We start from the raw sequence: 24,475 nt of genomic DNA on the forward strand, positions 1-24,475 counted from the left end.
CCGTGCGTTTCCGATCGTTCCGAAATCCTCGATCCTCGTTTTCGTAATATCCTCATATCATCACATCTTTCTATTTAAAGCCTTCTTAACGACAAATACCGCCTTACCATCTTTGGCCACAGCGGTATGTTGAGCGTTATCCAGGTTAGAATCGACAATTTCCAATGATCGGCAGGAATCCAACCCTTCCTTTTATAAGTACCGGTAAACCGTCCCAAGATTTGTTCTTTCCGTACCGGCTCATCCGGGACAATGTTGGTGTCCCCTTTAAATATGTATCGTTTCAAGCCGCCTTCGCCATGAATGTCATGAAGCCGATGACAGACGAGGCTTCCCGCTCCTGTAACAAAGAGATAGACTTCACCGATTCTGGCTTCCTCATGATTGAGCTTTTCAAAAGAACTTAGCTCCCCCTCCACCATGAAGGGGTACATGCTGCGCCCCAAGGAGGGAAGTTGGATCCCCCCGCGTCTTTCCATCCATTCGTTGGCGATTCTGGCCTCATCCAGCATACGTCAGAAGGCCGCTGCCCAACAGTTCTTCAATAAATGGTTTTACGTCCTGCTCAGCAGTATGACTGTCAATGTCATACTCCTCCGCAATTTTTTCAATGATTCCTTCCATGTGCCCATATTCCGGAATAATGCTCCAGATATACCCCCCGAGTTCATTCAGCTTGGTTGCCACATGCTCCTTCATGTTCAGCAGTATCCATTCGTTTCCGATCATTTCGCTTTCAACATGCTCGTTTCTTATCAGCAGCCTTGTTTGTGTTTGGCTCATGAAATCCTCTCCCAAAACGTATCATTTTTCTGAAAATAAAGCTGATAGGAAGGTACTTGCTGCACTACCTTCTTGCATAAAGCAATCATATTTCTTGTTTCCTCAGGATCATGACGCCAATAAAACACCTTATCCAGCATTAGCGCGAATCCATCCAACGGCGTTATGGACACACGCTCCACTTCAGGGGATTGAATAATGTAATGGATGCCGGATAATTCGGCTTCTTCAAGTTCACAGGGATTCTCCATCTCGCTGCGAAATGGAGAATCGAACACGGTTACACGTCCGTTTTCTTCTATGTACAGAAACGTAGCTTCATCAGATAAAATCGGACGGGGACGCGACAGCTCAGCGACAGTCGACTTACCTGCACCGGATTGGCCTGCGAACATCCACGCTTTGCCGTCTTGAACCACACAAGAGGAATGGATCAGCAGTCCGCGCTCTCCATGGATTAGCCATGAGCTGTACAAATTAATTAATGCATGCTTCAGGGCAAACTCGTCATAGACATGGATTTCCGCCGAACTGTAATCCCGGGATGAAATCATATGATAATCACAGCGTTTGAAGTTAATTAGATGTTCGGATACAGAAATCTGGACAGGTCCATCATCAAATGGCTCTCCGTACCCACCTCGAATACGAACATACAAATCAGCCTGAGGATCCTGACCAGAAATGGCGGATACCCTAAATCGCTTGGCGACAAATTCGGCTATCCGTTTCGATTCGGTTTTAAAGGACACCCGGGACTTTCCGACTATTGCCGTTGCTACATACATATGATCAACCTCGACTTCCACCTATAATAATTCAATTCCAGCGAAGCGCTTTATGGAACGATGAACAAAGGAATGTATAAATACTACCAAATAGGATTTCCGCCGCCGCCCGGGTTGCTGGGACGAGTCGTGCCAAACTCCACTTTGCCCTGTGCCAAAATTTTTGGAGCCTCGTAGGTCTTTTTCATACTTAACACCTCCTTCTTGAGCATTAGTTTATGATACAATTTGTATCATGTCAACTAGATAATGCTACATACCACAACCAATAAATAGTAAAAATATCCTATCTGAAAATTTCACGTTTTCTTATCCACAGCAGCGGCAAATTCCAAATCAGGAATCCCACCTGAGACCAGCGCTGCCTCCAAGTATCATGGACCGTGAAGGCGGTCATCATTCTAAACCATGAGTAGCTAAAGCCTTTGCGACCCTGCATAACTTTACGCGCCTTTTCAAGATTCCATCCTGGATATTTAAACTTGTATGAAAGCAGCGGCAGCGGCCATCGTGCCTGAAGATGCGGGAACATGCTGTAAACCAGGTTCAAAGCGATCCATACCTTCGAGAGATTTCGATCCGCAGCGGCCATATCCAACAGTTTCTCGTAATCCAGCCTTGTATCAAGGGAATGTATAAGCGTTGCAATGTCAACAAAGTATTTCATCGACATCATGTGATGGTTCATGCCGTGCAGACAAATATGGTAAAAGGTGTGCAACGGGCTTAGCTCGTAAATGTAATTAAAATCGCTTATCACACAAGCTTCGTCCCACAAACGGGACACATCCGTAGCCGTAAAATCCTCTCTGCTTATATTCCAATGCAATTCAATGGTTAGCGAGGGAAAATTATCGTTATCCAATGATTTGACGTATTCTTCGTGAAAATGTGTAGCATCGCCCGCAGCTTTAACAAATCCAGCATTCGTCAACAGCGTGGCAGCTCGATGCAAGTCCTCCTTGCCCACAAGCAGATCGATATCTGTCGTGCCGCGCGCTGCGAGACCGCCAAAATAGCGTTCTGCAAGCAGCGTTCCCTTGAGAGGGATCGCTTCTATACAGGACGCTTCGAAGGTCTGCAGGATCTTTTTGAGCTCGATTTTTATAAAAAGGTTCTGTAAGAGTACGGTATTTGCATCAGAGCTTAATTTGCGCCGGAATTTTTCCGGGATTTGAAGAAGAAGGTGTTTTCGCTGAAGCTCTGAGAAAACCTGGGGCCCGATATCAAACAATTCGACATCTTCCATCAGTTTGTCATATTGAGATTCACTCAGGGAAGGAATCCTCCCCTGGTACAACTCATCCAGAAACATAACCAGAATGTCGCGGTTCTTCATTTCAACCACTTACTACCGTAATAAAGCTGCTCTGCTTCATTTTCTCTGATCGTTATATTGTTAAGCACTACCCCAAGAAGATGGGCCTTAACGTGCTCAAGTTGAGTTTTGGCTTTTCTCACCTGGGATTTCTTCACCTTCCCACCCAGTACAACCAAAACGACGCCATCGCATAAAGCACTCACAATAAGCGCATCGCTCACTGCCAATATGGGAGGAGTATCAAACAAAATCATGTCATAGCGTTGCTTAAGATCGTGAACTAACATTTGCATGTTGTGAGAACCTAGCATTTCGGAAGGGTTGTACGGAATGGAGCCGGAAGTTATGACGGAGAGATTCGTAACCGCCGTCGGCCGGATGACGTCTTCAACGTCTACCTGCTGGGCCAAGACATTGGTCAATCCGGTATCGTTCGAAACGCCGAATACATGATGCAGTGAGGGTTTGCGCAAATCCGCTTCAATCAACAGCACATTTTTGCCTTCATGCGCATAGGCGACGGCCAAGTTGCTAACTGTGGTTGTTTTGCCTTCGTTCATTTGAGCCGAGCCAACCATGATCACCCTAACCTGTTTGTCATGAACGGAGAATTGAATGTTCGTCCTTAGCCCCCGATACGATTCCGCTGCCGGAGATTTCGGATTAATGACGGTAACCAGAGGATTTTTGTATTTTCTCGCCAATTAACTCACCTGCCTATTAAAATAGTCCGATCCCTGTGAAAAGAGTGAGCGGATTTAAGGTAAAAGAACTAATGACCAAGCATCTTAAATATAGTAAAATGTCTGTATCTAGTTTGTTACTGTATGATTAGCTTTTTATTATATTGGCCTGGCGAACGATATATGTAATTTTGATAAACGGCATGGCTAAACGCCACATGACTGCTTATCATCCGGTTAAGCATGCCCGTTATCCGTGCTTTTTGATCACGATCCGTACATATTTGAACCTGATACAACCGATAATCCTGCAATGGCTCTTGAGTCTGTATCCTCCCATAAACCTGAATATGATCAAACATGTCATCGATTTCATAACGCAGCTTTATCTTGGGACTCATGGGGATATCCCAGGAACACAGGAAAACAAGCTTCTCCGGACCCAGCTCGATCGGCGTCACATCGTGGCTTCTGCCGTGCAGGCTCAGGGGACCAATCTCCATGACTCTAATCCCTACCTTAATAAGATGCTTCGTTTCGCTTGACATCAGGAATTTAATTCTCCTTTATTTCTATAAATTCTGGTATGGGACATTTTATCGATGGATAAAATGATACTAAGTGTCACTCAAAAAATGATAACAGATACAAATTGTATCGTTTTATTTTCCAATTTTACGATACATATCGTATCGAGTCAATAGAAAAATCGTCATTTTCTACCTTCCGTGTGTAAATTTAGGATGTTGCGTAATTTTACGACCCTCTCATCACCAAACCGTGACTTTACGTACATTAAGCTGCTTTATATAGAATCGACGCATTTTTCTAATCACACCATCAGGTATGCCAAGCAATTGAAAGGGGGATCAAAGCATGAACTACGGAGAACGAATTGCAGAACTACGTGAACAGCGCGGGTGGACTCAAGAAGAACTCGCTACCTCTGTCGGCATTACTCGTGCTGCACTATCCCATTACGAAAAAAACCGGCGCAAGCCGGATTTTGAAACATTGACTCGCCTGGCAGACCTCTTTGACGTATCCATAGATTATCTGATCGGGAGAACAACATTGGAGAAATCGGTGCTTGATCCGGAGGTTCGCTCATTTGTGGACGGACTTGAGCTTTCGGACCAGGATTTGCTGGAGCGTTTCAATCTCACGGTGGATGGCCGCAAGTTAACCGAAGAGGAAGCCAAAAGATTCATTGCTTTTGTTCGCATGGAACGCTCCATGAAATAATGCAGATCATGAAGATGGAAATCCCCGTTACTCACTATGTTCAAACATAGCGGTATCGGGGATTTTCACTAGAGTCATGTTTAGCGATGACAAATGTATTAATCGTTATGAGCTTCCTCCATTTGCAGCCATTTATCAGGATGGATTCCCAATTGAGTCATGAGCTTATTGATGTCGATGTTCGTCTTCTGCTGGTCAAGCCGCTGCTCGGTGCTTCCGGAGCCTCTCTCCTTGTCCACACTCATTTCTTCAACTACCTCGCTTATCTATAGTTTCATCTCCATCCCTGCTGCATGAACACGATGATAACGCATATCTTCCCAACAACTTACTTACCAATATTATAACGAATGAAATCACATGATGCTGTCGTCTTGTGGAGCCTTTGTCCTATGCTTCCGGTTCTAATTTTGTCGAATTTTCTTTTGGTGAATCCTGTCATCATCATAGAAGATTCTTAAACCCTTGTAATTTATTTATATATGAAGAAAAACCACATTGCATTCATTAAAGAATACAATGTGGTTTCCCGTAATTCGTTTTGACATACTAGTTCCCTGTACGTGCCAGCTCTTTCATATTCGCCTCGAAGGCGGCGAGGAGCGCTGCTTCCCCCGTCAGGCCTTGATCTTGTACCTTCTCGATATGCAGCAGCATGCGTTTGTAATCCTTCGGAATGATACGGACAAAGCGGCTGAGCGCTTGATCCCAGTCTCCCAGAATTTGCTGTGCCGGTACGCTGCCGGTATACTGCTCATGCTGCCGGACAAGACGGTGGAGGGCTTCCGCTTCCGTTCCGTCCTCGACCCGTTCCAGAAGCACCATCTCCAAATTGCAGCGATCCACGAAGATACCCTCAGGATCATAGACGTAGGCTATGCCACCGGACATCCCGGCCGCGAAGTTGCGTCCGGTTTCTCCGAGAACGACCACCCGGCCGCCGGTCATATATTCGCATCCATGATCGCCGACGCCTTCGACGACGATGCTCGCGCCAGAATTACGAACGGCAAAACGCTCGCCGGCAATGCCTCTTACATAGGCTTCTCCGCCTGTAGCCCCGTAGAATGCGGTATTCCCCGCAATAATGTTCTCCTCGGCTTTGAAGGTTGCTTTAGGTGAAGGCTTTACGATCAGCTTGCCGCCGGAAAGTCCTTTACCGATATAGTCGTTGGCATCTCCTTCAACCGTCAGCGTCATCCCTTTCGGCACAAATGCGCCGAAGCTCTGCCCTGCGGAACCCACGAAGTTGAATTGAATGGTGTCTTCCGGCAATCCGGCAGCCCCATACTTGCGCGTGACCTCGCTTCCCAGGATGGTTCCCACGGCACGGTCCACGTTCGTGATCGGGAAGGTGCCCTCCACAGCAGCTCCCGATTCCAATGCCGGCGCGGCGGTGCTAAGCAGCGAACGCATATCCAGCGTCTGTTCCAGACCATGATTCTGTCTTTGGGTACGATAAGGCGTGCTGCCCTCCGGAAGCTCCGGCGTATACAGCAATGCCGAAATATCCACGCCTTTCTTCTTCCAGTGATGATCCGCTGTGACGGCATCCAGGCAATCCGTACGACCAATCATCTCGTTTATCGTACGGAAGCCAAGCTCAGCCATCAGCTCGCGCATGTCTTGAGCGACAAAGCGCATAAAGTTGGCGACATGCTCCGGATCCCCCGTAAAGTTCTTGCGCAGCTCCGGATTCTGCGTGGCTACGCCAACCGGGCAGGTGTCCATTTGGCAGACGCGCATCATAATGCACCCGACGGCAATCAATGGTGCCGTTGAGAATCCATACTCTTCGGCTCCTAGAAGTGCCGCCACCACCAAATCGCGCCCGTTCAGCATTTTGCCGTCGGTCTCCAGCACCACGCGGTCACGCAGATTATTCATGATGAGGGTTTGATGGGTCTCGGCCAGGCCAAGCTCCCATGGCATGCCTGCATGACGGATGGAGCCTTGCGGCGAAGCACCCGTGCCGCCATCGTAGCCGCTGATCAGGATGATGTCCGCGCGGCCCTTCGCAACGCCTGCGGCAATCGTGCCTACGCCCACTTCGGATACGAGCTTCACGTTGATATCCGCGCGCGGATTGGAATTTTTCAAGTCATAGATCAACTCCGCCAAATCCTCGATGGAGTAAATATCATGATGAGGCGGCGGCGAGATCAGCCCTACACCAGGCGTCGAACCGCGGACCTCGGCCACCCAAGGGTATACCTTGCGGCCCGGCAGCTGTCCGCCTTCACCCGGCTTCGCTCCCTGCGCCATCTTGATCTGGATTTCGTCCGCATTCACCAGGTAATTGGAGGTGACGCCGAAACGTCCCGACGCCACCTGCTTGATGGCACTTCGGCGGGAATCGCCGTTGGCATCCGGAATGAAGCGGGCCGGATCCTCTCCGCCTTCACCCGTGTTGCTCTTGCCGCCGATGCGGTTCATCCCGATCGCGAGGCTTTCATGCGCTTCCTTGCTGATGGATCCGAAGGACATCGCGCCTGTTTTGAATCGGCGCATGATGGATGCCACGGATTCAACCTCATCGAGCGGCACCGGTTTGCCGGCCGGCTTGATTTTGAGCAGGGCGCGAAGCGTCAGATGCTGCTCATTCTCACCCTGCACGAGCTCGGCGTATTTCTTGTAAGTTGCGTAGTCATTGGTCCGGACGGCCTGCTGCAGCAAATGGATGGTTCTCGGATTGAACAAATGCTCTTCCCCGTCCGCTCTCCATTGATATTCGCCGGCTGAATCCAGCGCTTTATCGTTGCCGTCCTTGTCGGTAAAGGCACGCTCGTGATGGGCCAGCGTTTCCCTGGCCACTTCCTCCAGACCGATGCCGCCGATGCGGGACGGCGTCCGCGTGAAGTAGCTCTCCACGAAATCTTCCTTCAGGCCGACGGCCTCAAAGATTTGTGCGCCGCGATAGGACTGAATCGTGGAGATCCCCATCTTCGACAACACTTTCACAACGCTTTTGCTTGCCGCTTTAATGTAATTTTTCACAGCCTTCTCATGCGAGATGCCGCGAAGCATGCCTTCCTGAATCATGTCGTCCAGCGTTTCGAACGCAAGATACGGGTTGACCGCGCTCACGCCGTAACCGAGCAGCAGGGCGTAATGATGCACTTCGCGAGGCTCGCCGGATTCAAGCAGGATCGCCACCTTGGTCCGGGTTCCCTGACGAATCAGGTGATGATGGAGCGACGAAACGGCTAGCAGCGAGGGAATCGCCGCATTGTCCTTATCCACGCCGCGGTCGGACAGGATCAAGATGTTATGCCCCTTGGCGATGACTCGGTCCGCGGCTTCGCAGAGGGTGTCGATCGCCTTGCGAAGCCCTTCGGCTCCTTCGGCCGCCGGGAAGAAAATCGGAATCGTCATGGACTTGAAGCCCGGACGGCGGACATGACGCAGCTTCGCAAACTCTTCGTTGGACAGCACCGGCGAATCCAGGCGGATGTGGCGGCAGCTTTCCGGTTCAGGCTTCAGCAGATTGCGCTCCGGGCCGATCGTCGTCGCCGTCGAAGTGACCAGCTCCTCGCGGATCGCATCGATCGGCGGATTCGTCACTTGGGCGAACATCTGCTTGAAGTAGTTGAACAGCCGCTGCGGGCGGTCGGACAGCACCGCAAGCGGTGCGTCATATCCCATGGAAGCGATCGCTTCGGCGCCCGTGATCGCCATCGGCTCGATCACTTTGCGCAGTTCCTCGTACGTGTAGCCGAACGCTTGCTGGAGCTGACGCACATTCTCATGCTTCGGATCCGGAAGTTCCGGCGCATCAGGAAGATCATGCAGCTCTACCAGATGCTCATCCAGCCATTCGGAATATGGAAGCTCCGCCGCGATGCTGGCTTTGACTTCCTCGTCGGAAATGATACGGCCTTCCTTCGTGTCGACAAGCAGCATGCGTCCAGGACGCAAGCGATCCTTGTACAGCACATTTTCCGGCGCAACGTCCAGAACGCCCGCTTCGGAAGACAGGATGATCAGATCATCCTTCGTCACGTAATAACGGGATGGGCGCAGCCCGTTCCGGTCCAGGGTGGCGCCGATCTGAACGCCGTCCGTGAATGCCATCGCCGCTGGTCCGTCCCATGGCTCCATCAGCGTGCTGTGGTATTCGTAGAATGCTTTTTTGGTCTTATCCATGCTCTCATGGTTGCTCCACGGCTCGGGAACCATCATCATGGCCACGTGCGGCAGAGAACGACCGCTGAGGTACAGGAATTCAAATGTATTATCAAACATCCCGGTATCGGAACCGTCCGGGTTGATGACAGGTTTCACCTTCTCCAGATCGCTTCCGAACAGCTCATGCTCGAACATGGACTGGCGCGCGTGCATCCAGTTCACATTTCCGCGCAGCGTATTGATTTCGCCGTTGTGAATCATGAAACGGTACGGATGCGCACGCTCCCAGCTCGGGAACGTATTCGTGCTGAAACGGGAGTGAATGAGCGCAATCGCCGATTCCAAGCCCTCATCCTGCAGGTCCAGGTAAAATTCCCCCACCTGCTCCGTCGTCAACATGCCCTTATATACGATTTTTCTGCAGGAAAGGCTGGATACGTAGAAGCTGTCGCCTTCGGGCTTGCCGCTGTAACGGATCGCCAGCTCGGCGCGGCGGCGGATGACATACAGCTTGCGCTCGAACGAGAGATCATCCTGAATGTCGGCGCTGCGTCCGATGAACACTTGGCGAACATACGGCTTTGCCGCTTTTGCGGACTTGCCCAGCATTTCATCATGGGTGGGTACATCGCGGAAGCCAAGCAGGGTCTGGCCTTCTTCGGCAATAATCGAAGCCAACTGCTCCTCATGTGCCGAACGGACGGCAGGATCATGGGAAAGGAACAGCATGCCTGCACCGTAATGCCCGGCTTCGGGAAGCTCAAAGCCCAGTTTCGCCGCTTCGGCAGCAAAGAAGGAATGAGGAATTTGCAACATGATCCCCGCACCGTCGCCGGAGTTCGGCTCGCTGCCCTGACCGCCGCGATGCTCCATATTGGCAAGCATGGTCAGCGCGCTGCTGACGATTTCATGGGATGGCTTACCCTTGATATGGGCAACGAAACCCATACCGCAAGCATCTTTTTCGAACTGCGGATCATAGAGGCCCTGTTTCTGGGGAAAATCAGTATGTCTCATAAGATGCAACCTTTCTTTTTTATAGAATAAAATGCTGCTGATCAATAACAGAAAAACGTAAAGGTTGGACATCAATCCTCTCCTGCAGTGGACACACTGTCTTGAGGCGATGCAGTATTGTGCAAAAGCGACAAGGGTTAACATTTACCTAACACGTAAGATTAATTAGTAATATATATTTTATCACCGTCATACAATGCAGGCAATTCAAAGTTTTTATGAATTTGATAAGAATTGTTTTTGTGAGAGTAATCACAAAAGATAGTTAAATATTATGTATAATAATGCAAAAAAACATGCAAATAGAACATTCCGAACAAGCGGTTTTCATCACATTTTTCGTGATTCGTGACCAAATCGCTCCGCTTTGGCCGCTCACTCTCTCTCCGGCAGTGAAGCCGTGGGTCATCCTGACCATCCATCCTATATAAAATGAAGCTCCTTCATGATCGGTTCTCGGGAATATTTCCAGCAGCAGGTTGAGGGGAGCCGATGAACCTTGACGCAACATACCGGCTATCGCATCGATGGTCGCCACGTTATATCGGCTCATCAAAAAAAGGACCTCCCCTGGATCCGTTCGATCCTTCGGGGAAGTCCTTTTCCTTTCATATTATATAGAAGCTCTTCTTATGCAGTCACCGCTGTATCGGCGTCTGCAGCTTGCTTGTTGTTTCGGATTGCCAGGAAGTACACGGCGGTCAACACCAGGAACACCAGACCGAATCCGGCCAGTACGCCCACGTTGGCCCACATGCCGTCGAAGCTTCCCGTGGAAATGACGTCTTTGTAGCCTTTTACGCTGTAGGTCATCGGCAGCAGCGGATTCAAAGCCTTCATCCAGTTCGGAATCAGCTCTACCGGGAACGTGCCTGCGCTCGTTGTCAATTGAAGGATCAGGATTACGATGACGACGAAGCGTCCAGGCTGATCCAGCCATGTGACGAACATTTGCACCAGGAACATGAACGACAAGCTGGTAATGATGGAGAAAAGATAGAAGAGCGGAACGCTCTGAACCTCAAGCTTCAATCCGTACAGCATGACAACCGAAGCCAGCAGCGCTTGGATCAATCCCATGCCGGCAAAGGACAGCGTACGGCTGACAAACCGGTTCCAGCCCGATGCGTTTGGTACCGATGCCTCGCGGATCGGCAGAATAATCGTGCAGAGCAGGGCTCCGACAAACAAGCCGAGCGACAGGAAGTATGGCGCGAATCCGGTACCGTAGTTCGGTACTTCGTTCACTTTATGCTCATCCACCTGTACCGGTCCGGCAAACATCGTGACCGTCTCGTCGGTGGTTTGGATACCGCCAGTCTTGTCGGCAGCCTCGTTCAGCTTGCCTGCAAGCTCCCCGCTGCCTTCCTTCAATTCGTTCATACCGTTGACCAGCTCGCCAGCCCCGGAATCCAGCTGTTTCGAGCCGTCGGCGAGGGTCGTTACGCCGCTTCCCAGCTTACCGGCTCCGCCTGCCAGCTGCTGCGTGCCTTGCGACAGGGTCGCTGCTCCGCTGGCAAGCTCCTTGCCGCCGGCTGCCGCTTCGCTCAGCTTCGTGCCGAACAGCTTCATGCCGTCGGCCAATTGATTTTGGCCGGCGTTCAGCTGTTTGGCGCCTGCCAGCAGCTCTTGGCCGCCCGCGGCGAGCTGTTTGCCGCCATCTGCGAGCTGGTTCGCGCCGGCGCTCAGCTTGCCTGCGCCTTCCTGCAGCTGCTGCGTGCCTTGATTCAGCTCAGCTGCGCCTTGCGCCAGCTGCTTCTGACCGGCATTCAGCTCACTCGTGCCGGAGGCGACGGACTGGCTCGCGGCCAGCAGCTGCTGCACCTCCGGACTTTGCGCCAGCTCCGGATTGCCTTCGGCCAGCTGCTTCAGGCCGTCCGCAACGGCCTTTGCGCCTTGCTCCAGCGCTGCCGTGGCTTCCAGCGATTGATTCAGGCCGGCCTTCAGGCTGCCGCTGCCATCATGAGCGCTCTTCGCGCCAGCGGCAAGCTGGGCCGCCCCTGCCTGGTTGGCTTGCAGGCCTTCATTCAGCGCCGTGCTGCCGGCTGCGGCCGATTCAATGCCCGCCTGCAGCTTGGCGCCGCCCTTGCCGGCCTCTTCAGCCCCTGCTTGCAGCTGGCTGTGAGCCGCCTTAAGCTGATCCAAGCCGGAGGCGAGGGTGCCCGCTCCCGCGTTCAGCTTGCCTGCACCGCTATTCAGCTCCTGCACGCCCTGCGTCAATGGCGCGATGCCGTCCTGCAGCTCCTGCGTGCCGCTGACGAGTTTAGCCAGATTCTCTTTCAGCTTCACCGCGCCGTCGTCCAGCTTCACGGCACCTTCGGACAGCTTCGTGGCGCCGTCCCCCGCTTCGCTTAGGCCGTCAGATACTTTGGCCACTTGATCGAACAGGGTTTCCGTGTAGGCTTCCGTCACTTTCGCCGACACCTTGGACTGAATCTGCTTCACGGCAGATCCGCCGATCTGGGCAGCAAGGAAGTTGTAGCCTTCGTTCGGCTCGAATACGATTTGCGCAGGCTGCGGATGTTCATCCATTAAAGTCGTCGCCTGCTGCGAGAAGTTTTCCGGAATGCTGATGGTCATGTAGTATTTGTTATCCTGCATGCCCTGCTCAGCTTCACTCCGGTTAACGAACTGCCAATTAAAATCTTTTCCCTTCTTCAGCTCGGCCACCAAATCCTCGCCGGCGTGAAGCCTCTTTCCTTCAAAAACGGCGCCCTGGTCGTTATTGACGACCGCAACGGGCAAATCCTCCATCTTTCCGTACGGGTCCCAGAAGGCCCCGAGGAACATACCGCTGTACATGACCGGTATGAACAGCACCGCGATGATCGGAATCAATATTTTTTTGTTCCGAACGGCGGCGCCAAGATCTTTGGCAAACACAGATAATGACTTCATCCAGTCTCTCTCCTTTTTTTATCTAGATACAGCAGCTTACCAGCCGACATGAATCTGCTCTTACGGCAGATCACATCTTCATTCCAGTACACAATGACCAATATGCTCATTTGGTCAGTTTAGACCAAAAAAAACGATCCCTGGCAAGGAAGGCGATCCCTCAAGCCAAGAGAGTCCGCCTTCCTCATCACGAAGGAGATTGCATCTTCCTCTTACGAGGAGGCTTTGAGCCCGTCAGCCAAGAACACCATCATATATTCCTTGATCTGTTCCTTGCTGAGCGGCTTGTGAAGCTGATTGAAGTCGGTCGTGAGGGCAACGTACAGCTTCAGCATCACAAAGGATACCACCTGAGCATCCAGCGGCTTGATCTCACCAATCGACATGGCATTCTCCACGATTCCCTTGAGATACCCGACGATTCCGTTCTCCACTTTCGTCAATCCCTCATGCGCCTTCGGCGTGCCGATGTCCCGAACTTCCTGCGACAGCTTGATGAACAGCTCATGCTCGCTTCGGAATTCAAGCAGCGCATCCAGCACCCGGTAGAGATTGTCAAAGAAATCCCTGTCCTTCCGTATCTCCCGTTCGGCCAGACGCTTCATCTCCATGATGGCCGATAGCAGGATCTCGTCGAACAGCTCATCCTTATTCGTGAAAAACGTGTAGATCGTGCCTTTCCCAACATTTGCAATCTTCGCCACCTGTTCCATCGTCGTCGCTTTGTATCCGAACAAAGCAAACGACTTGGAGGCAGCATCTAGCACCTGCTTCCGTCGGTCCACAGCTGGCATGCTTACCCCTCCTTCTACGATCTTCTTTTGATTGGCCTTTTCTTTCGAAACTGACCAAAATACAATTCTGGTCATTCGGTCAAAAATCACTTTACCAGATTATCGGATGCGTTGCAATATCTTTCGTTAAATTTTTTTGAAAATGCGGATACAGGGTTCAAATCTTATCATAACGTCTAATGAAAGAAAAAGTCCGCCGGTAAAATAATTGAAATGCTTTTCCCTTTTGCGCGTATACTTAGGATGCATACTCTTTTTTTTCGCGCCGCTCTTCAAAAAATGATTCCTGTTTTGTAAGATAGAGGGAGAAAGAAGTAGGTGAAACCATGCGATATACAAGAGTGCTCCTCTTCTCAGAGGGTTTCGGCACAGGACATACGCAAGCTGCGTATGCGCTGGCTGAAGGTATACAGCGGATGAATCCCCGGATCCACTGCCGCGTCATTGAACTTGGCAATTTTTTGAATCCCACCGTGGGGCCGTTAATCTTGTCCGCTTATCGAAAAACCGTCAGCACCCGGCCGCGCCTTGTCGGCATGCTGTACCGTTCGCAATATAAGAAATCGTTAAACCGTCTGACGCGGCTCGCGCTGCATCGGATTTTCTATGCGCAGGCCCAGCGGGTCATCGAGGAATTGAAACCGGATCTGATCATATGCACCCACCCGTTCCCCAACGCCGTGGTCTCCCGCCTGAAGCGCCAGGGGCTTGATGTTCCGCTTTATACGCTGATTACCGACTATGATGCGCACGGCACCTGGGTTAATCCGGAAGTGGATGAATATCTCGTATCGACGCCTCATGTGAAAAAAATGCTCATGCTGCGGGATATTGAGCCGGAATTCATCCATGTGACCGGCATTCCGGTGCATCCGAAGTTCTGGGAAAGAGCCAGCCGGGTGGCGCTGCAGGCCGAGCTTGAATTAAAGAACATGCCTACCGTGCTGATCATGGGAGGCGGATGGGGCCTCGTATTCAACAAGGAGCTGCTCAGCAAGCTGGCCGCCAGGGCCGATGATATCCAGCTGGTCTTCTGTATGGGACAGAACGATAAGCTGGTTGCCAGCATGCGCGAAGATCCGATCTTCCAGCATCCCAACATTCATGTTCTCGGTTATCGGGACGATATACATAAACTGATGGACGTGTCCGATCTTCTCATTACGAAGCCCGGCGGAATGACCTGCACGGAAGGAGCCGCCAAGGGAATTCCGATGCTGTTCTATGAGCCTATCCCGGGACAGGAAGAAGTGAATTCCCACTTCTTTGTCAGCGAAGGCTACGGGGAAATTCTCGACTCCCCTGCCGTGATCGACAAGTGGCTGAACCTGCTGTCCGACCATCATGACCAGGTGGAGAAGAAGCGTAACGGAGCGGTCCGGCAGCGCACGCCGCATCTGGAGCCCGACCACTGCGCCGGCCAGGTGATGGGATTGCTGACCGAAGGACGCATACCCGTTTATCCCGAAGATGCCGTCAAGATATTGGCGGACCAGCCCTAATATGTATCCTGTTTCAAGCACGCGCTTATGAACTTATTCTCTACCAAAAAGCTTCCCTGTCCTATGTGACAGGGAAGCTTTTTTAAGTATAAATCGATCTATATTTCCAGCGTTTCTCCTGCTTTCAACGGATGACCCTGAATGCCCGTTTGGGCCAGTTCGTCGCAGAAGGCCCTTGCATCCTGTTTAATGCCCGGGAACGTGTCGTAGTGCACCGGGATGACATGCTTCGCACGAATCCACTGTGCGGCCAGCAGGGCGTCCTGCGGGCCCATCGTCAACATATCCCCGATCGGCAGCGCGGCTGCATCGATGTCGTTCATCTCTCCGATCAGGCGCATATCGCCGAACAAACTTGTGTCGCCTGCATGATAGAACGTTTTTCCGCCCATGGTCAGAATGACGCCTCCAGGCTGCCCCGCATAGATCCAGGTATCCCCCACCGAGATGGAGGAAGAGTGAAAGGCCGGGGTAAACTTCACCTTAAAACCGTCGAACTGCGCGCTTCCGCCGATATTCATTCCATGGGATTTGGCTCCCTGCTGGCCGCAATACACGGCGAGTTCGTACACGGCGATAATCGGACAATCATTCTGCTTCGCAATTTCGATGCAGTCGCCAAAGTGGTCGGAGTGCCCATGCGTCAGAACCACTGCATCCACTTTCACGTCACTGGGTTCGATGCCTGAACCCGGATTACCGGACAGCAACGGGTCGATGATGACACGAACGCCGCCTTCCTCCACCAATATGCTGGAATGGCCATAATACGTAATATTCATGGTTAAACACACCTCCTACATCCTAGTTTACCCTTATGGGCACTACTTGTAAAAAGAGTGATTTCCTATTTTTTTAACAAAAGTCCTGGAATGATGCACCGTGAGATCCTGAGCCAGCTTCAAAGACAGGAAGAAGTACGTATCGTCCTTCACCTCTTTTTGGCCATGAAGCGCCGCATTCACGGACTTAATCGTCTCTTCGTTCGGCTGGACACGTTTAAGACGCCCGTTCGCTACAGGACTAAATTGATGCTTTTGATAGATGACATCGGTAATCGTATCGGGAAAATTGGCTGACCGCAGCCGGTTTAAGACAACGTTGGCAACTGCCACCTTGCCTTCGTACGGTTCGCCTTCCGCCTCTGCCATGACAATCTTCTGGAGCAGAAGCAGTTCTTCAGCTGACAAATCATAGGTCCAGGTCGCTTTGTCTTTTTGGTCCTGGGTTAACGTATTTGTTCTTGTGAAGAATAAAGTTGTGGGGGGTGATAGGCTTTCCGCCTTGGATTTGACGACATGAGTCCCCTTTTGTTTTGCCGGTTTCCCGTCCGCAGCCTGAGATTTGGTTGCTTTCTTCTTCTCATCTGCAGTCTTCAATGATGCTTTCGAGTCGATCTTCCCGGAGGCTAAACCAATGCCTTTTGCGTTTGAAAAAGCATGAACCTTGCTCCCCGGCTTATTCCACTCTTGGAAAACAATTGAAGACAAAATGTTGACAGGTTCCCTATCCTGCTGCCTACTCGCAGCTTTAACGTAGTGATCAGGGTCGCCTTCCGGAACCGGAGCAGCCGTTACAAATTTGGGCATGTCCTGCTTTGGCTCTTTCCCTTCCGTCGTTTTCGATTGCATTCCAAGCAAACTTATAAGAGACAAACTCACAAAGAGCGCTCCGATGAGCAGCGCAACCCAGCGATTTTGCCGTAGCACTTTCATAACCATATTTTTCCTCCTATGATGTCGGCACATTTCTACACTATGTAACCACATTTTTAGGCGTTGAAAACATGGTAATTTTATGAACATTCTATTTTCAATTTCAAAAAATGGTCGAAAGCCGCGCCACACCTACGGTTTCGTACATCGGGCTCGCATGTAAATTTGTTCGAAAAAGAACCATTTCTAGCACGTCCCACTGGATAGGTTCGGGTCCTTTTCCGATAACATCCATAGAAAATGTTTGATTTCCTTGAAATTTCCGGCCAACCGTAATATGCGGTCGAAAGGGGCGCTCCTCCGGGACGAATCCGAAAGATTCCATCCGCAACACGACCGATTGCTGCAGCTCAGCGAGCGCATTCAGATCCCCGCCGACCCCAGCCCATAGAATCCTTGGGGAGCCGCTTGCCCCGAACACGCCGGCATCATAAAGACTGAGCTTGAAGGGCTTGCGTTCCTTGGCTACCTCCTGGAGCGCACCGGTAAGCTCCGCTATGCGATGAGAGGGCGTATCGCCCAGAAACTGTAAGGTAATGTGATAATCCTGCGGATGAACCCATTTTTTGAAATTGGCTTGCTTCCTCAATGTTTCCGTCCAATCCTGTATCCGGGAGGAGACCTCCGAAGGCAGACGCACGGCAACAAACAAACGATCCATAGCTCCCTCAGCCGAATGGCTCAACTACGACACTTCCTTCCAATCATCTTTTAATCGCAAGCAGTCTAAGCACTGCCACCATGTTTTCCTGGTTCGTTTATAGTTTGAGCAAGAACATCTGAAAATAGTATGAGGGGTACATCAAATTCGCCTAAAAATATGATGAAGCTTCAATTTACCATAAATCGGACAATAATTCATGTACAAATTTACCAATCGCGTCCGTTCGTTCATGCGCAAAGCGATGATTTCTGATAATATGTTCCCTAAGAGATTTTCGCTATGATTCTGGTTGAACATCATATTCCTTAGGAGGTAGTACCATGCCGAACATCTTGTCCATACACGACTTAACCGCCGAGCAGCAGCAAAAAATCAAGGAGATTGCCCCCGACTATGACCTATTGGTGACAAAAGCGAAAGAGCTGACGGGAAGCATCGTTCGGGATGCCGAGATCATGATCGGCTGGTCACGCTCCATGCAGGAGGAGGTACTGTCCGCCGACAGTAAACTCAAATGGATTCAAGCCTGGTCGGCCGGGGTAGATAAAATGCCGCTCCGTGAACTTGAGGAAAAAGGCATTCAGTTGACCAACGCCAGCGGCGTACATAGCGTTCCGATCACGGAGCATATTTTCGCGATGATCCTGGCCTTCAACCGCAACCTTCATCTGGCGATCCGTCAGCAGTCGAACAACAAGTGGGATACATCCGGCACGTTCACGGAATTGGCTGGCAAAACCATCGTCATCGTCGGCGTCGGCCAAATCGGCAGCCATACGGCACGGGTGGCCCAGGCGTTCGGCATGCGGACCGTTGGGGTCCGCAACTCCGGCAAGTCCGATCCTAACGTGGAATCGATGTATAAGGTCGATCAGCTCGATGAAGCACTGGCGCAAGGCGATTATATCGTCAATATCCTGCCGCTCACCGATGAAACCCGCGGACTGTTCAATACGGCAAGATTCTCGGCGATGAAGGACTCCGCCTTCTTCGTGAACGTAGGCCGCGGCCAGACCGTGGTCACGGACGACATGGTTCAATCGCTGCAATCCGGAGCTTTGGCAGGCGCGGGACTGGATGTCTTCGAGGAAGAGCCGCTTCCTGCGGACCATCCGCTGTGGAACCTGGACAACGTCATCATGACGCCTCACATGGCAGGGGATACGGATCGATACGGCGAGCGTGCCGTGGATATTTTCCTGGAGAATTTAAAGCACTACGTAAACGGAGAGCCGTTATCCCGCAATGTGATCGATTACAGCAAGTCGTACTAAGACCAGGCAACAAGTCGTGAAGCACCATTTCGTATCTAGATCCACGCGTTGGTTTAAGGAGCTTGTCAAAAAAAAGGAACGTCCCGAGGTTTTCCATGCCTGTCGGGACGCCCTTTTTATTTATATGGAAAATGGAGTGAGCACACATAAATGCAGCCGTATACAAAACGCGTCATTGAAGTGATTCAGAGCATTCCGGAAGGATACGTGATGACTTATGGACAGGTGGCCAGACTGGCCGGCAGCCCCAGGGGTGCCCGACAGGTCGTCAGAATACTTCACACCCTCAGTCATATTCATAAGCTGCCGTGGCATCGAGTCGTCAACGCCAAAGGAGAAATCGCCATCCAAGACGACGAGTCCAGGCTCATGCAGGAGCTGTATCTGCAGGACGAAGGCGTTGCCGTCAATCATAAAGGCATCATTGATTTGGAGAAGTATCGATATGATCCTGCCGAATAATTCGGGTAGCCGTTTATACGCACAGCCAAATATCTCTTGCGAAGCTCCCCTTGCGGGTCGTGCAATGAGAAAGCACCTTCCACCCCGTGTCCGTCAGCTGCTCTCTTAGCGGCTCCGTACTAACGATGACAGCGCGATCTGACAAGCGGCGTAAGCTTTTCAGCATGCGCAGCTGCTCTTCCTCCGGAAAAACGGAACATAGATTATACGGCAAATCCAGTACAGCGGCATCATAATGTCCGTGCAGCGTATTCATGTCCTGGATGGCAACTTTGTTGTCATCATAGCCGTAGTGCCGCAGATTCACCCTCGCTCCGCGAACCGCCAGCGGATTGATGTCACGGCCCTCGGCCGGGATTCCCATCGAGAATGCCTCGATCAATACATTCCCCATTCCGCAGCAGGGATCCAGGAGTGTAGCACCGCTTATCCGAGGAACGGCCAGATTGACCAGCGCCCTGGCCACCCTTGAGCTGAGGCCTGTCGAATAATTTTGCGGCTTCCGCTTATGCTCCAGCCAAGCACGTTCAGGCTCGTGCATTACCCCCAATCGCCAGATTCCGTTTAGGGATATCAAACCGAGCGTGACATCCGGAGATTTCATCTTCGCCGTTCCTTCAATTCGGCCACCTACCATCCGTTCGAAACCGCGCAATTGATCATAGCTGAAACGATCGCCCGCCTTAAGGCAGACGACTTTGAAGGTCGTTTGGTTCAGTTGAATGCGGCCTGCTTGCTCGGCGATGCTTTCGATGGATTCTCCAATCATCTTGACGTCAAGGCAGGCCGATAGGAACGGGCTGCGATCCGGATCGACCCGCCGCTCGCTTTCCAGCCAGTCCGCTCCGTCAGGCCCCTGACCGAACAGCTCCGTCAGCTCCATCAAGCATAGCGCCCGCTCGGTTTCATGACAGGCATACGTATACAGATAAGATGATATATCGCTCATGGAGGACGGACCGAAGGTCATGTCAAAGTCGTTCGTATTCATCATGTATTTCGTCTCTCTTCTATTATATATGTGCAGCAGTGTGCAGCAGTCGCTACTGCCCCATTAACAGCCGATACGATTCCAGCCGCGCATCGTAATCGCTCACGGGGGTAACGACCAGGAACTCGTCGCACCGGTATTTTTCCGCCATCAACTGCAGCTTATCTCGCACGCTTGCAGGCGTGCCGATGATTAGCCTCCGGGATGGACCGGAAGAATCGGAATCCGTCGGTTCCGAAGGATGGGTGCTCTCCCCAGGCCGTGGAATTTGCGCGGCCAGCTTCCTTGCTTGCTCCTCCGTCTCCGCGCAAATCACGCTCACCGCCAACATCGCACGCGGTTCTCTCAGATCAGCGCTTGGCTGAAAGCCTTCCCTGTAAGAACGGAGAATCTCCGCCCCGTCCGTATCGCTCATAAACTGGCCGAATACATAGCCCGTCCCGAATTCGGCCGCATACCCCGCACTTTTCGTATTCGTGCCGAGCATCCACATCACCGGCGGAGCTGCGGGCACTGGTTTCGCCGCTACTGGCACGTCTTCATAGCGATACCGGTCCTCCAGCAGTTCGGTCAAAGCCCGAATCCGCTGCGGCAAATCCGCCACATGCCCCAGGAAATTCCCGCTAAGCGCCATGCTCGTATGGGCCGAACCTCCCGGCGCCCGCCCGATCCCGAGATCGATGCGACCGGGATACAGCGCCGCCAGCATGCGGAAATTCTCCGCCACCTTCAGCGGGCTGTAATGGGGCAGCAGCACGGCCCCGGAACCAAGCCGGATGTGCGTTGTCCGGGCGCCGATATGGGACAGCAGGATCTCGGGCGACGCACAGGACAGATGCTCCAGATCATGATGCTCCGCTGCCCAGTATCGCCCGTAGCCCCATTGTTCCGCAGACTGCGCCAGTATCACCGCTTGCTGCAAGGCTTCTTCGAACGAGCTCTCTCCCCATCGCGGAACCAGATCAAGCACGCTCAGTTTCAATTGGCTATTCATGCCATCCCCCTTGTATCGCCGTTATTAATCCAAATCATAGATTGAACCTACCTTAAGTCCATACAACTCGTTATAGATTTTCTCGGCAAAAGCGTCCGTCATCCCTGCGATATAATCAATCACCATATGCTCCCACGTCCAGATCGGATTCGCCCGCTTCTGGTCCGCTTCGTATCGCTGGAGCCAGTCGGATGGAATGATCGCCGTTGAAGCGACAGGATCCAGAAAGGCATCCCACAGGCGCTTGATGATCCATTCGCTGCGCTTCTGCAGGCGCTGAACCCGCAGGTCGCGAATCATGGTCACCCAGGCGAAACTTTTCAGGACGCTGACGGTACGCAGCATATCCTCGTCTTCGACGCCGTCTTTGACAAACGTTACCTTTTTCCAATCCCCGTTCGCGATCACACCGAGGCTGCCCACAAACAGGCTGACCCAGTAGGCCTTGACCTCGCGCCGGGTACGTGAATAATCATTCTCGCAGGTCGGCATTTTTTCGTTCCATATTTTCAGAAACTCGTCCAGCACCAAATCCACCTTCGGCTGGATCTGCTCCTTGGTCCATCCCTTCCACACCTCGTCTTCCAGCGTCATGATCTTCTGCACGATCAATTTGTTGAGATGGCTGTCCCGCAGAAAGTGCTCGTGCACCTCAATCTTCCCGGCTTTGATGCCATCCTCCAGATCGTGCGCGGAATACGCGATGTCATCGCACAGATCCATAAGCTGCGCTTCCAGCGTTCTGTGCGTGCCGGGTATTTGCCACTCCTTCCGGATATGGGAAATGTATTCCCACTCATGCCGATACATCCCCTTGGGATTATCCAGGCCGGAAAACGGATATTTGTTGATGCCAAGCAGCACCGCATCCGACAGGTTGAGGCCGTTTACGTTCTCCCTTTTCTCCAAAAACATGATCAGCCGGAAATTGTGCGCGTTCCCTTCAAAATGCTCATATTTGCGCCGCATGGCCTGCTGCACCTCGGACGCCTGCTCCGGTGTCGGCGTGCCGGGCTGGCGCGTCAGCTCCTTCTCGGTCCTGCGGTCAATGAGTTTCTCCAGAATGCCCTGGAGCACCTCTTCGCCCTTGTGGCCGAACGGAGGATGCCCGAAATCATGGGCGATCGCAGCGCATTCCACCACCTCGGGATCAATCATCAGCCCTGCGTTCTCGGCCTGCTCCGGCAGCACTTCGGGATAAAGGCGCGTCAGGCTCCGTGCCGCTTCTCTCGCAATCTGCGCCACCTCAAGCGAATGCGTTAAGCGCGTCCGGTAGTAATCGCCGGTGCCGGCGCCGAATACCTGCGATTTTCCTTGCAGCCTGCGGAACGTCGGCGAATGGATCAGGCGCGAATAATCCCGCTCGTATACCGCGCGCGAAGCATCCGACTTCGTTTGCTCCGGATATTGGCGATGCTCTCTAAGCTCCTTCAGTGTCATTTGTCCCACTCCTGTTTTTTTATCTATTTAGGGTCGATTCGGAATCGTTCGTTCTTTAGATTATATGCCATACGGCATCCGAAGAAAAATGTTATTCCCTTTCCGCCTGTTCCCTCATTGTATACCCGGCTCATCATATCCGTTATCGCCAAGCAAGATATTTCTTGTCCGAGTCAGGTGTGGCGAAATCCAAATACACGATGCTTCATCGTCCAGGAAAGCTGCTTGGAGGCAGAAGGCGCAATAAATCCTCCCATTATGCAAAAATACCAAGTGCTTATAGGATTAACACAAGACCTGTGCGCACATTCTTGCTACGTTTTAGGTAAGCGCTGTCATATCAGTCTGAAGCGCACCGCAGAAAGGAGGGAAATGATATTTATTAACGATTACATCAACCTACGGGAGGGATCGGCGTGAAACGAAGGTTTGCTTTATCCAAAAGAATAACCTTCTGCCTGATCAGTGCAGCCATGCTGCTTGCTCCTCTGTTTGAAGGACAGAGCATGGCTGCTAATGAGAGCAAGTACCCCGCTTCCGCATCGGCCAGCAGCTACGACACCCGCTGTGCTTGCGATGCATCGAAAGCGGTGGACGGCAGTCTTAGCACACGCTGGTCCGGCGGAGGCGACGGCACTTGGCTGAGGCTGGATCTTGGGTCCGCCCAACCGGTTTCACTGGTCAAGATCGCATTTTACAACGGGGACTCGCGTACATTCACCTTCGATATCCAAACCTCATCGGATGGCTCCAACTGGCTTCAAGCACGGAACGCTGTCACTAGCGCTCAAAACAACCAGCTGCAATCCTACTCCATCCCCGTCGCTGAAGCCCGGTATGTACGCATTGTGGGCTACGGCAACACCTCCAATGACTGGAACAGTTACACAGAGGTCGAAATTTGGGGAGGTACTACGGATGGAGGAGGCGGAACCCTTGACCCGGCGAAGCCCCCTTCGGGCAATTTTGACCTAACCAAGTGGAAAATCACCCTGCCTGACGCGTCCGAGATCCCGGCCGGCACACTCGCCGGCGGCTATGAGCATCCGGACTGGTTCTATACCGATCCCGTCACCGGCGGCATGGTGTTCACATCCCCTAATATCGGCGAGACCACCACGAACAGCACCTACACCCGCTCCGAGCTTCGGGAAATGCTGAATCCGGCGACGAACAGCGCCTCCTCATGGGCCAACAACTGGGTAACCTCTACCTCCTCCCCTTCCATTAAGTCACAGGCCGGCGGTGTGGATGGAACGATGAAGGCTACCTTAAGGGTGGATCATGTATCCGTCAGCGGGAACGAAGCCGATAAAATCGGCCGCGTCGTGGTCGGGCAGATCCATGGCCCCAGCACCGAGCCTATACGGCTTTATTACCACAAGCGTCCTTCGGACAGCAGGGGTGCGGTTTATTTTGGAACCGATGATCTCGACAACAACAACACCTGGGTGAACATTCTCGGTGGACCGAACCAGCTTAACCCCTTAAACGGCATTGCCCTCGGCCAGACATGGAGCTATGAAATCAAGGTGACCGGACTGCTCATGACGGTAAAAGTAATCCCGGAGGGCGGATCGGCCACCACCGTGACCCATACCCTTCCAAGCGGTTATAACGATAAATATCTGTACTTCAAGGCAGGCGTCTATAACCAAAACAAATCCGATACCACACCTGATCAATCCGACCATGTCAAAGCCACTTTCTTCTCTCTGACGCACATGCATCCGTAGCTTCCACTTGTCCATCCGATGCCCGGGGCAGTCCAGCGCC

Annotated in this window: 22 protein-coding genes; 5 read left to right on the forward strand and 17 right to left on the reverse strand. The window is 52.1% G+C overall.

The features are described 5' to 3' along the window. Window positions 1–74 precede the first annotated feature (74 nt). From M1D70_RS26220 to M1D70_RS26245, 6 genes are all read right to left on the reverse strand, one after another. Window positions 75–512, reverse strand: a complete 438-nt coding sequence (locus M1D70_RS26220; protein WP_009590442.1) for a signal peptidase I — start codon at window positions 510–512, stop codon at window positions 75–77. Further along, the gene (locus M1D70_RS26225) at window positions 502–783 is read right to left on the reverse strand and encodes a PqqD family protein (RefSeq protein ID WP_456288366.1); all 282 of its coding nucleotides are present in this window, start codon (window positions 781–783) and stop codon (window positions 502–504) included. Before M1D70_RS26225 ends, M1D70_RS26220 begins: the two co-directional genes overlap by 11 nt. After that, the gene (locus M1D70_RS26230; protein ID WP_015737326.1) at window positions 780–1,571 is read right to left on the reverse strand and encodes a hypothetical protein; all 792 of its coding nucleotides are present in this window, start codon (window positions 1,569–1,571) and stop codon (window positions 780–782) included. Before M1D70_RS26230 ends, M1D70_RS26225 begins: the two co-directional genes overlap by 4 nt. A gap of 286 nt (window positions 1,572–1,857) precedes the next feature. After that, window positions 1,858–2,910 (reverse strand): nucleotidyltransferase domain-containing protein, encoded by a 1,053-nt coding sequence (locus M1D70_RS26235; RefSeq protein WP_456290503.1) that lies wholly within the window; start codon window positions 2,908–2,910, stop codon window positions 1,858–1,860. Then, window positions 2,907–3,596, reverse strand: a complete 690-nt coding sequence (locus tag M1D70_RS26240) for a CpsD/CapB family tyrosine-protein kinase (RefSeq protein WP_009590428.1) — start codon at window positions 3,594–3,596, stop codon at window positions 2,907–2,909. The genes M1D70_RS26235 and M1D70_RS26240 overlap by 4 nt, the downstream gene beginning before the upstream one ends. A 116-nt stretch (window positions 3,597–3,712) precedes the next feature. Next, window positions 3,713–4,123: a hypothetical protein gene (locus M1D70_RS26245; RefSeq protein ID WP_009590430.1), complete on the reverse strand. Its 411-nt coding sequence runs from the start codon at window positions 4,121–4,123 to the stop codon at window positions 3,713–3,715. Between the two features lie 328 nt (window positions 4,124–4,451). Here M1D70_RS26245 and M1D70_RS26250 point away from each other — a divergent pair, with 328 nt between their 5' ends. After that, complete coding sequence (locus M1D70_RS26250; RefSeq protein WP_009590422.1) at window positions 4,452–4,820, forward strand: helix-turn-helix domain-containing protein; 369 nt, start codon at window positions 4,452–4,454, stop codon at window positions 4,818–4,820. A gap of 98 nt (window positions 4,821–4,918) precedes the next feature. Here the strand turns inward: M1D70_RS26250 and M1D70_RS26255 are convergent, their stop codons facing one another. The 5 genes from M1D70_RS26255 to M1D70_RS26275 all read right to left on the reverse strand — a co-directional run bounded on the left by M1D70_RS26255 (window position 4,919) and on the right by M1D70_RS26275 (window position 13,657). Continuing rightward, window positions 4,919–5,065, reverse strand: coding sequence for a hypothetical protein (locus M1D70_RS26255; RefSeq protein ID WP_009590439.1), 147 nt, complete (start codon window positions 5,063–5,065; stop codon window positions 4,919–4,921). Between the two features lie 304 nt (window positions 5,066–5,369). Then, complete coding sequence (gltB, locus tag M1D70_RS26260; RefSeq protein WP_456288367.1) at window positions 5,370–9,965, reverse strand: glutamate synthase large subunit; 4,596 nt, start codon at window positions 9,963–9,965, stop codon at window positions 5,370–5,372. Between the two features lie 265 nt (window positions 9,966–10,230). Continuing rightward, complete coding sequence (locus M1D70_RS26265) at window positions 10,231–10,521, reverse strand: hypothetical protein (RefSeq protein ID WP_456288369.1); 291 nt, start codon at window positions 10,519–10,521, stop codon at window positions 10,231–10,233. A gap of 74 nt (window positions 10,522–10,595) precedes the next feature. Next, window positions 10,596–12,863, reverse strand: coding sequence for a YhgE/Pip family protein (locus M1D70_RS26270; RefSeq protein WP_456288370.1), 2,268 nt, complete (start codon window positions 12,861–12,863; stop codon window positions 10,596–10,598). Window positions 12,864–13,075: 212 nt separating this feature from the next. After that, the gene (locus M1D70_RS26275) at window positions 13,076–13,657 is read right to left on the reverse strand and encodes a TetR/AcrR family transcriptional regulator (RefSeq protein ID WP_009590436.1); all 582 of its coding nucleotides are present in this window, start codon (window positions 13,655–13,657) and stop codon (window positions 13,076–13,078) included. A gap of 326 nt (window positions 13,658–13,983) precedes the next feature. Here M1D70_RS26275 and M1D70_RS26280 point away from each other — a divergent pair, with 326 nt between their 5' ends. Next, window positions 13,984–15,159, forward strand: coding sequence for an MGDG synthase family glycosyltransferase (locus M1D70_RS26280; RefSeq protein ID WP_456288371.1), 1,176 nt, complete (start codon window positions 13,984–13,986; stop codon window positions 15,157–15,159). Between the two features lie 98 nt (window positions 15,160–15,257). Here M1D70_RS26280 and M1D70_RS26285 read toward each other — a convergent pair whose 3' ends face one another. From M1D70_RS26285 to thpR, 3 genes are all read right to left on the reverse strand, one after another. Further along, window positions 15,258–15,941 carry a metal-dependent hydrolase gene (locus M1D70_RS26285; RefSeq protein ID WP_090908896.1) on the reverse strand — a complete coding sequence of 228 codons (684 nt, stop codon included), beginning with the start codon at window positions 15,939–15,941 and terminating at the stop codon, window positions 15,258–15,260. 42 nt (window positions 15,942–15,983) lie between these two features. After that, complete coding sequence (locus M1D70_RS26290; RefSeq protein WP_456290504.1) at window positions 15,984–16,880, reverse strand: cell wall hydrolase; 897 nt, start codon at window positions 16,878–16,880, stop codon at window positions 15,984–15,986. A gap of 97 nt (window positions 16,881–16,977) precedes the next feature. After that, window positions 16,978–17,559: an RNA 2',3'-cyclic phosphodiesterase gene (gene thpR, locus M1D70_RS26295; protein WP_456288372.1), complete on the reverse strand. Its 582-nt coding sequence runs from the start codon at window positions 17,557–17,559 to the stop codon at window positions 16,978–16,980. A 299-nt stretch (window positions 17,560–17,858) separates the two neighbouring features. Between thpR and M1D70_RS26300 the strand changes: the two genes are divergently transcribed. Both M1D70_RS26300 and M1D70_RS26305 read left to right on the forward strand, forming a co-directional pair. Further along, window positions 17,859–18,812, forward strand: a complete 954-nt coding sequence (locus M1D70_RS26300; protein WP_456288373.1) for a D-2-hydroxyacid dehydrogenase — start codon at window positions 17,859–17,861, stop codon at window positions 18,810–18,812. Window positions 18,813–18,962: 150 nt separating this feature from the next. Beyond that, window positions 18,963–19,274: an MGMT family protein gene (locus M1D70_RS26305; protein WP_009590419.1), complete on the forward strand. Its 312-nt coding sequence runs from the start codon at window positions 18,963–18,965 to the stop codon at window positions 19,272–19,274. Window positions 19,275–19,287: 13 nt separating this feature from the next. Here the strand turns inward: M1D70_RS26305 and M1D70_RS26310 are convergent, their stop codons facing one another. Genes M1D70_RS26310 through M1D70_RS26320 form a run of 3 tightly spaced genes read right to left on the reverse strand, consistent with a single transcriptional unit; the run spans window position 19,288 to window position 22,699 of the window. After that, window positions 19,288–20,268: a TRM11 family SAM-dependent methyltransferase gene (locus tag M1D70_RS26310; RefSeq protein ID WP_456288374.1), complete on the reverse strand. Its 981-nt coding sequence runs from the start codon at window positions 20,266–20,268 to the stop codon at window positions 19,288–19,290. Between the two features lie 49 nt (window positions 20,269–20,317). Continuing rightward, window positions 20,318–21,259 (reverse strand): MsnO8 family LLM class oxidoreductase, encoded by a 942-nt coding sequence (locus tag M1D70_RS26315; RefSeq protein WP_456288375.1) that lies wholly within the window; start codon window positions 21,257–21,259, stop codon window positions 20,318–20,320. Between the two features lie 24 nt (window positions 21,260–21,283). Further along, window positions 21,284–22,699 carry a deoxyguanosinetriphosphate triphosphohydrolase family protein gene (locus M1D70_RS26320; RefSeq protein WP_456288376.1) on the reverse strand — a complete coding sequence of 472 codons (1,416 nt, stop codon included), beginning with the start codon at window positions 22,697–22,699 and terminating at the stop codon, window positions 21,284–21,286. Between the two features lie 416 nt (window positions 22,700–23,115). Here M1D70_RS26320 and M1D70_RS26325 point away from each other — a divergent pair, with 416 nt between their 5' ends. Beyond that, entirely contained in the window at window positions 23,116–24,435 is a 1,320-nt protein-coding gene (locus M1D70_RS26325) for a polysaccharide lyase family 7 protein (protein WP_456288377.1), read from the forward strand. The last annotated feature ends 40 nt before the right edge of the window (window positions 24,436–24,475 follow it).

The organism is Paenibacillus sp. AK002 (assembly GCF_053903045.1).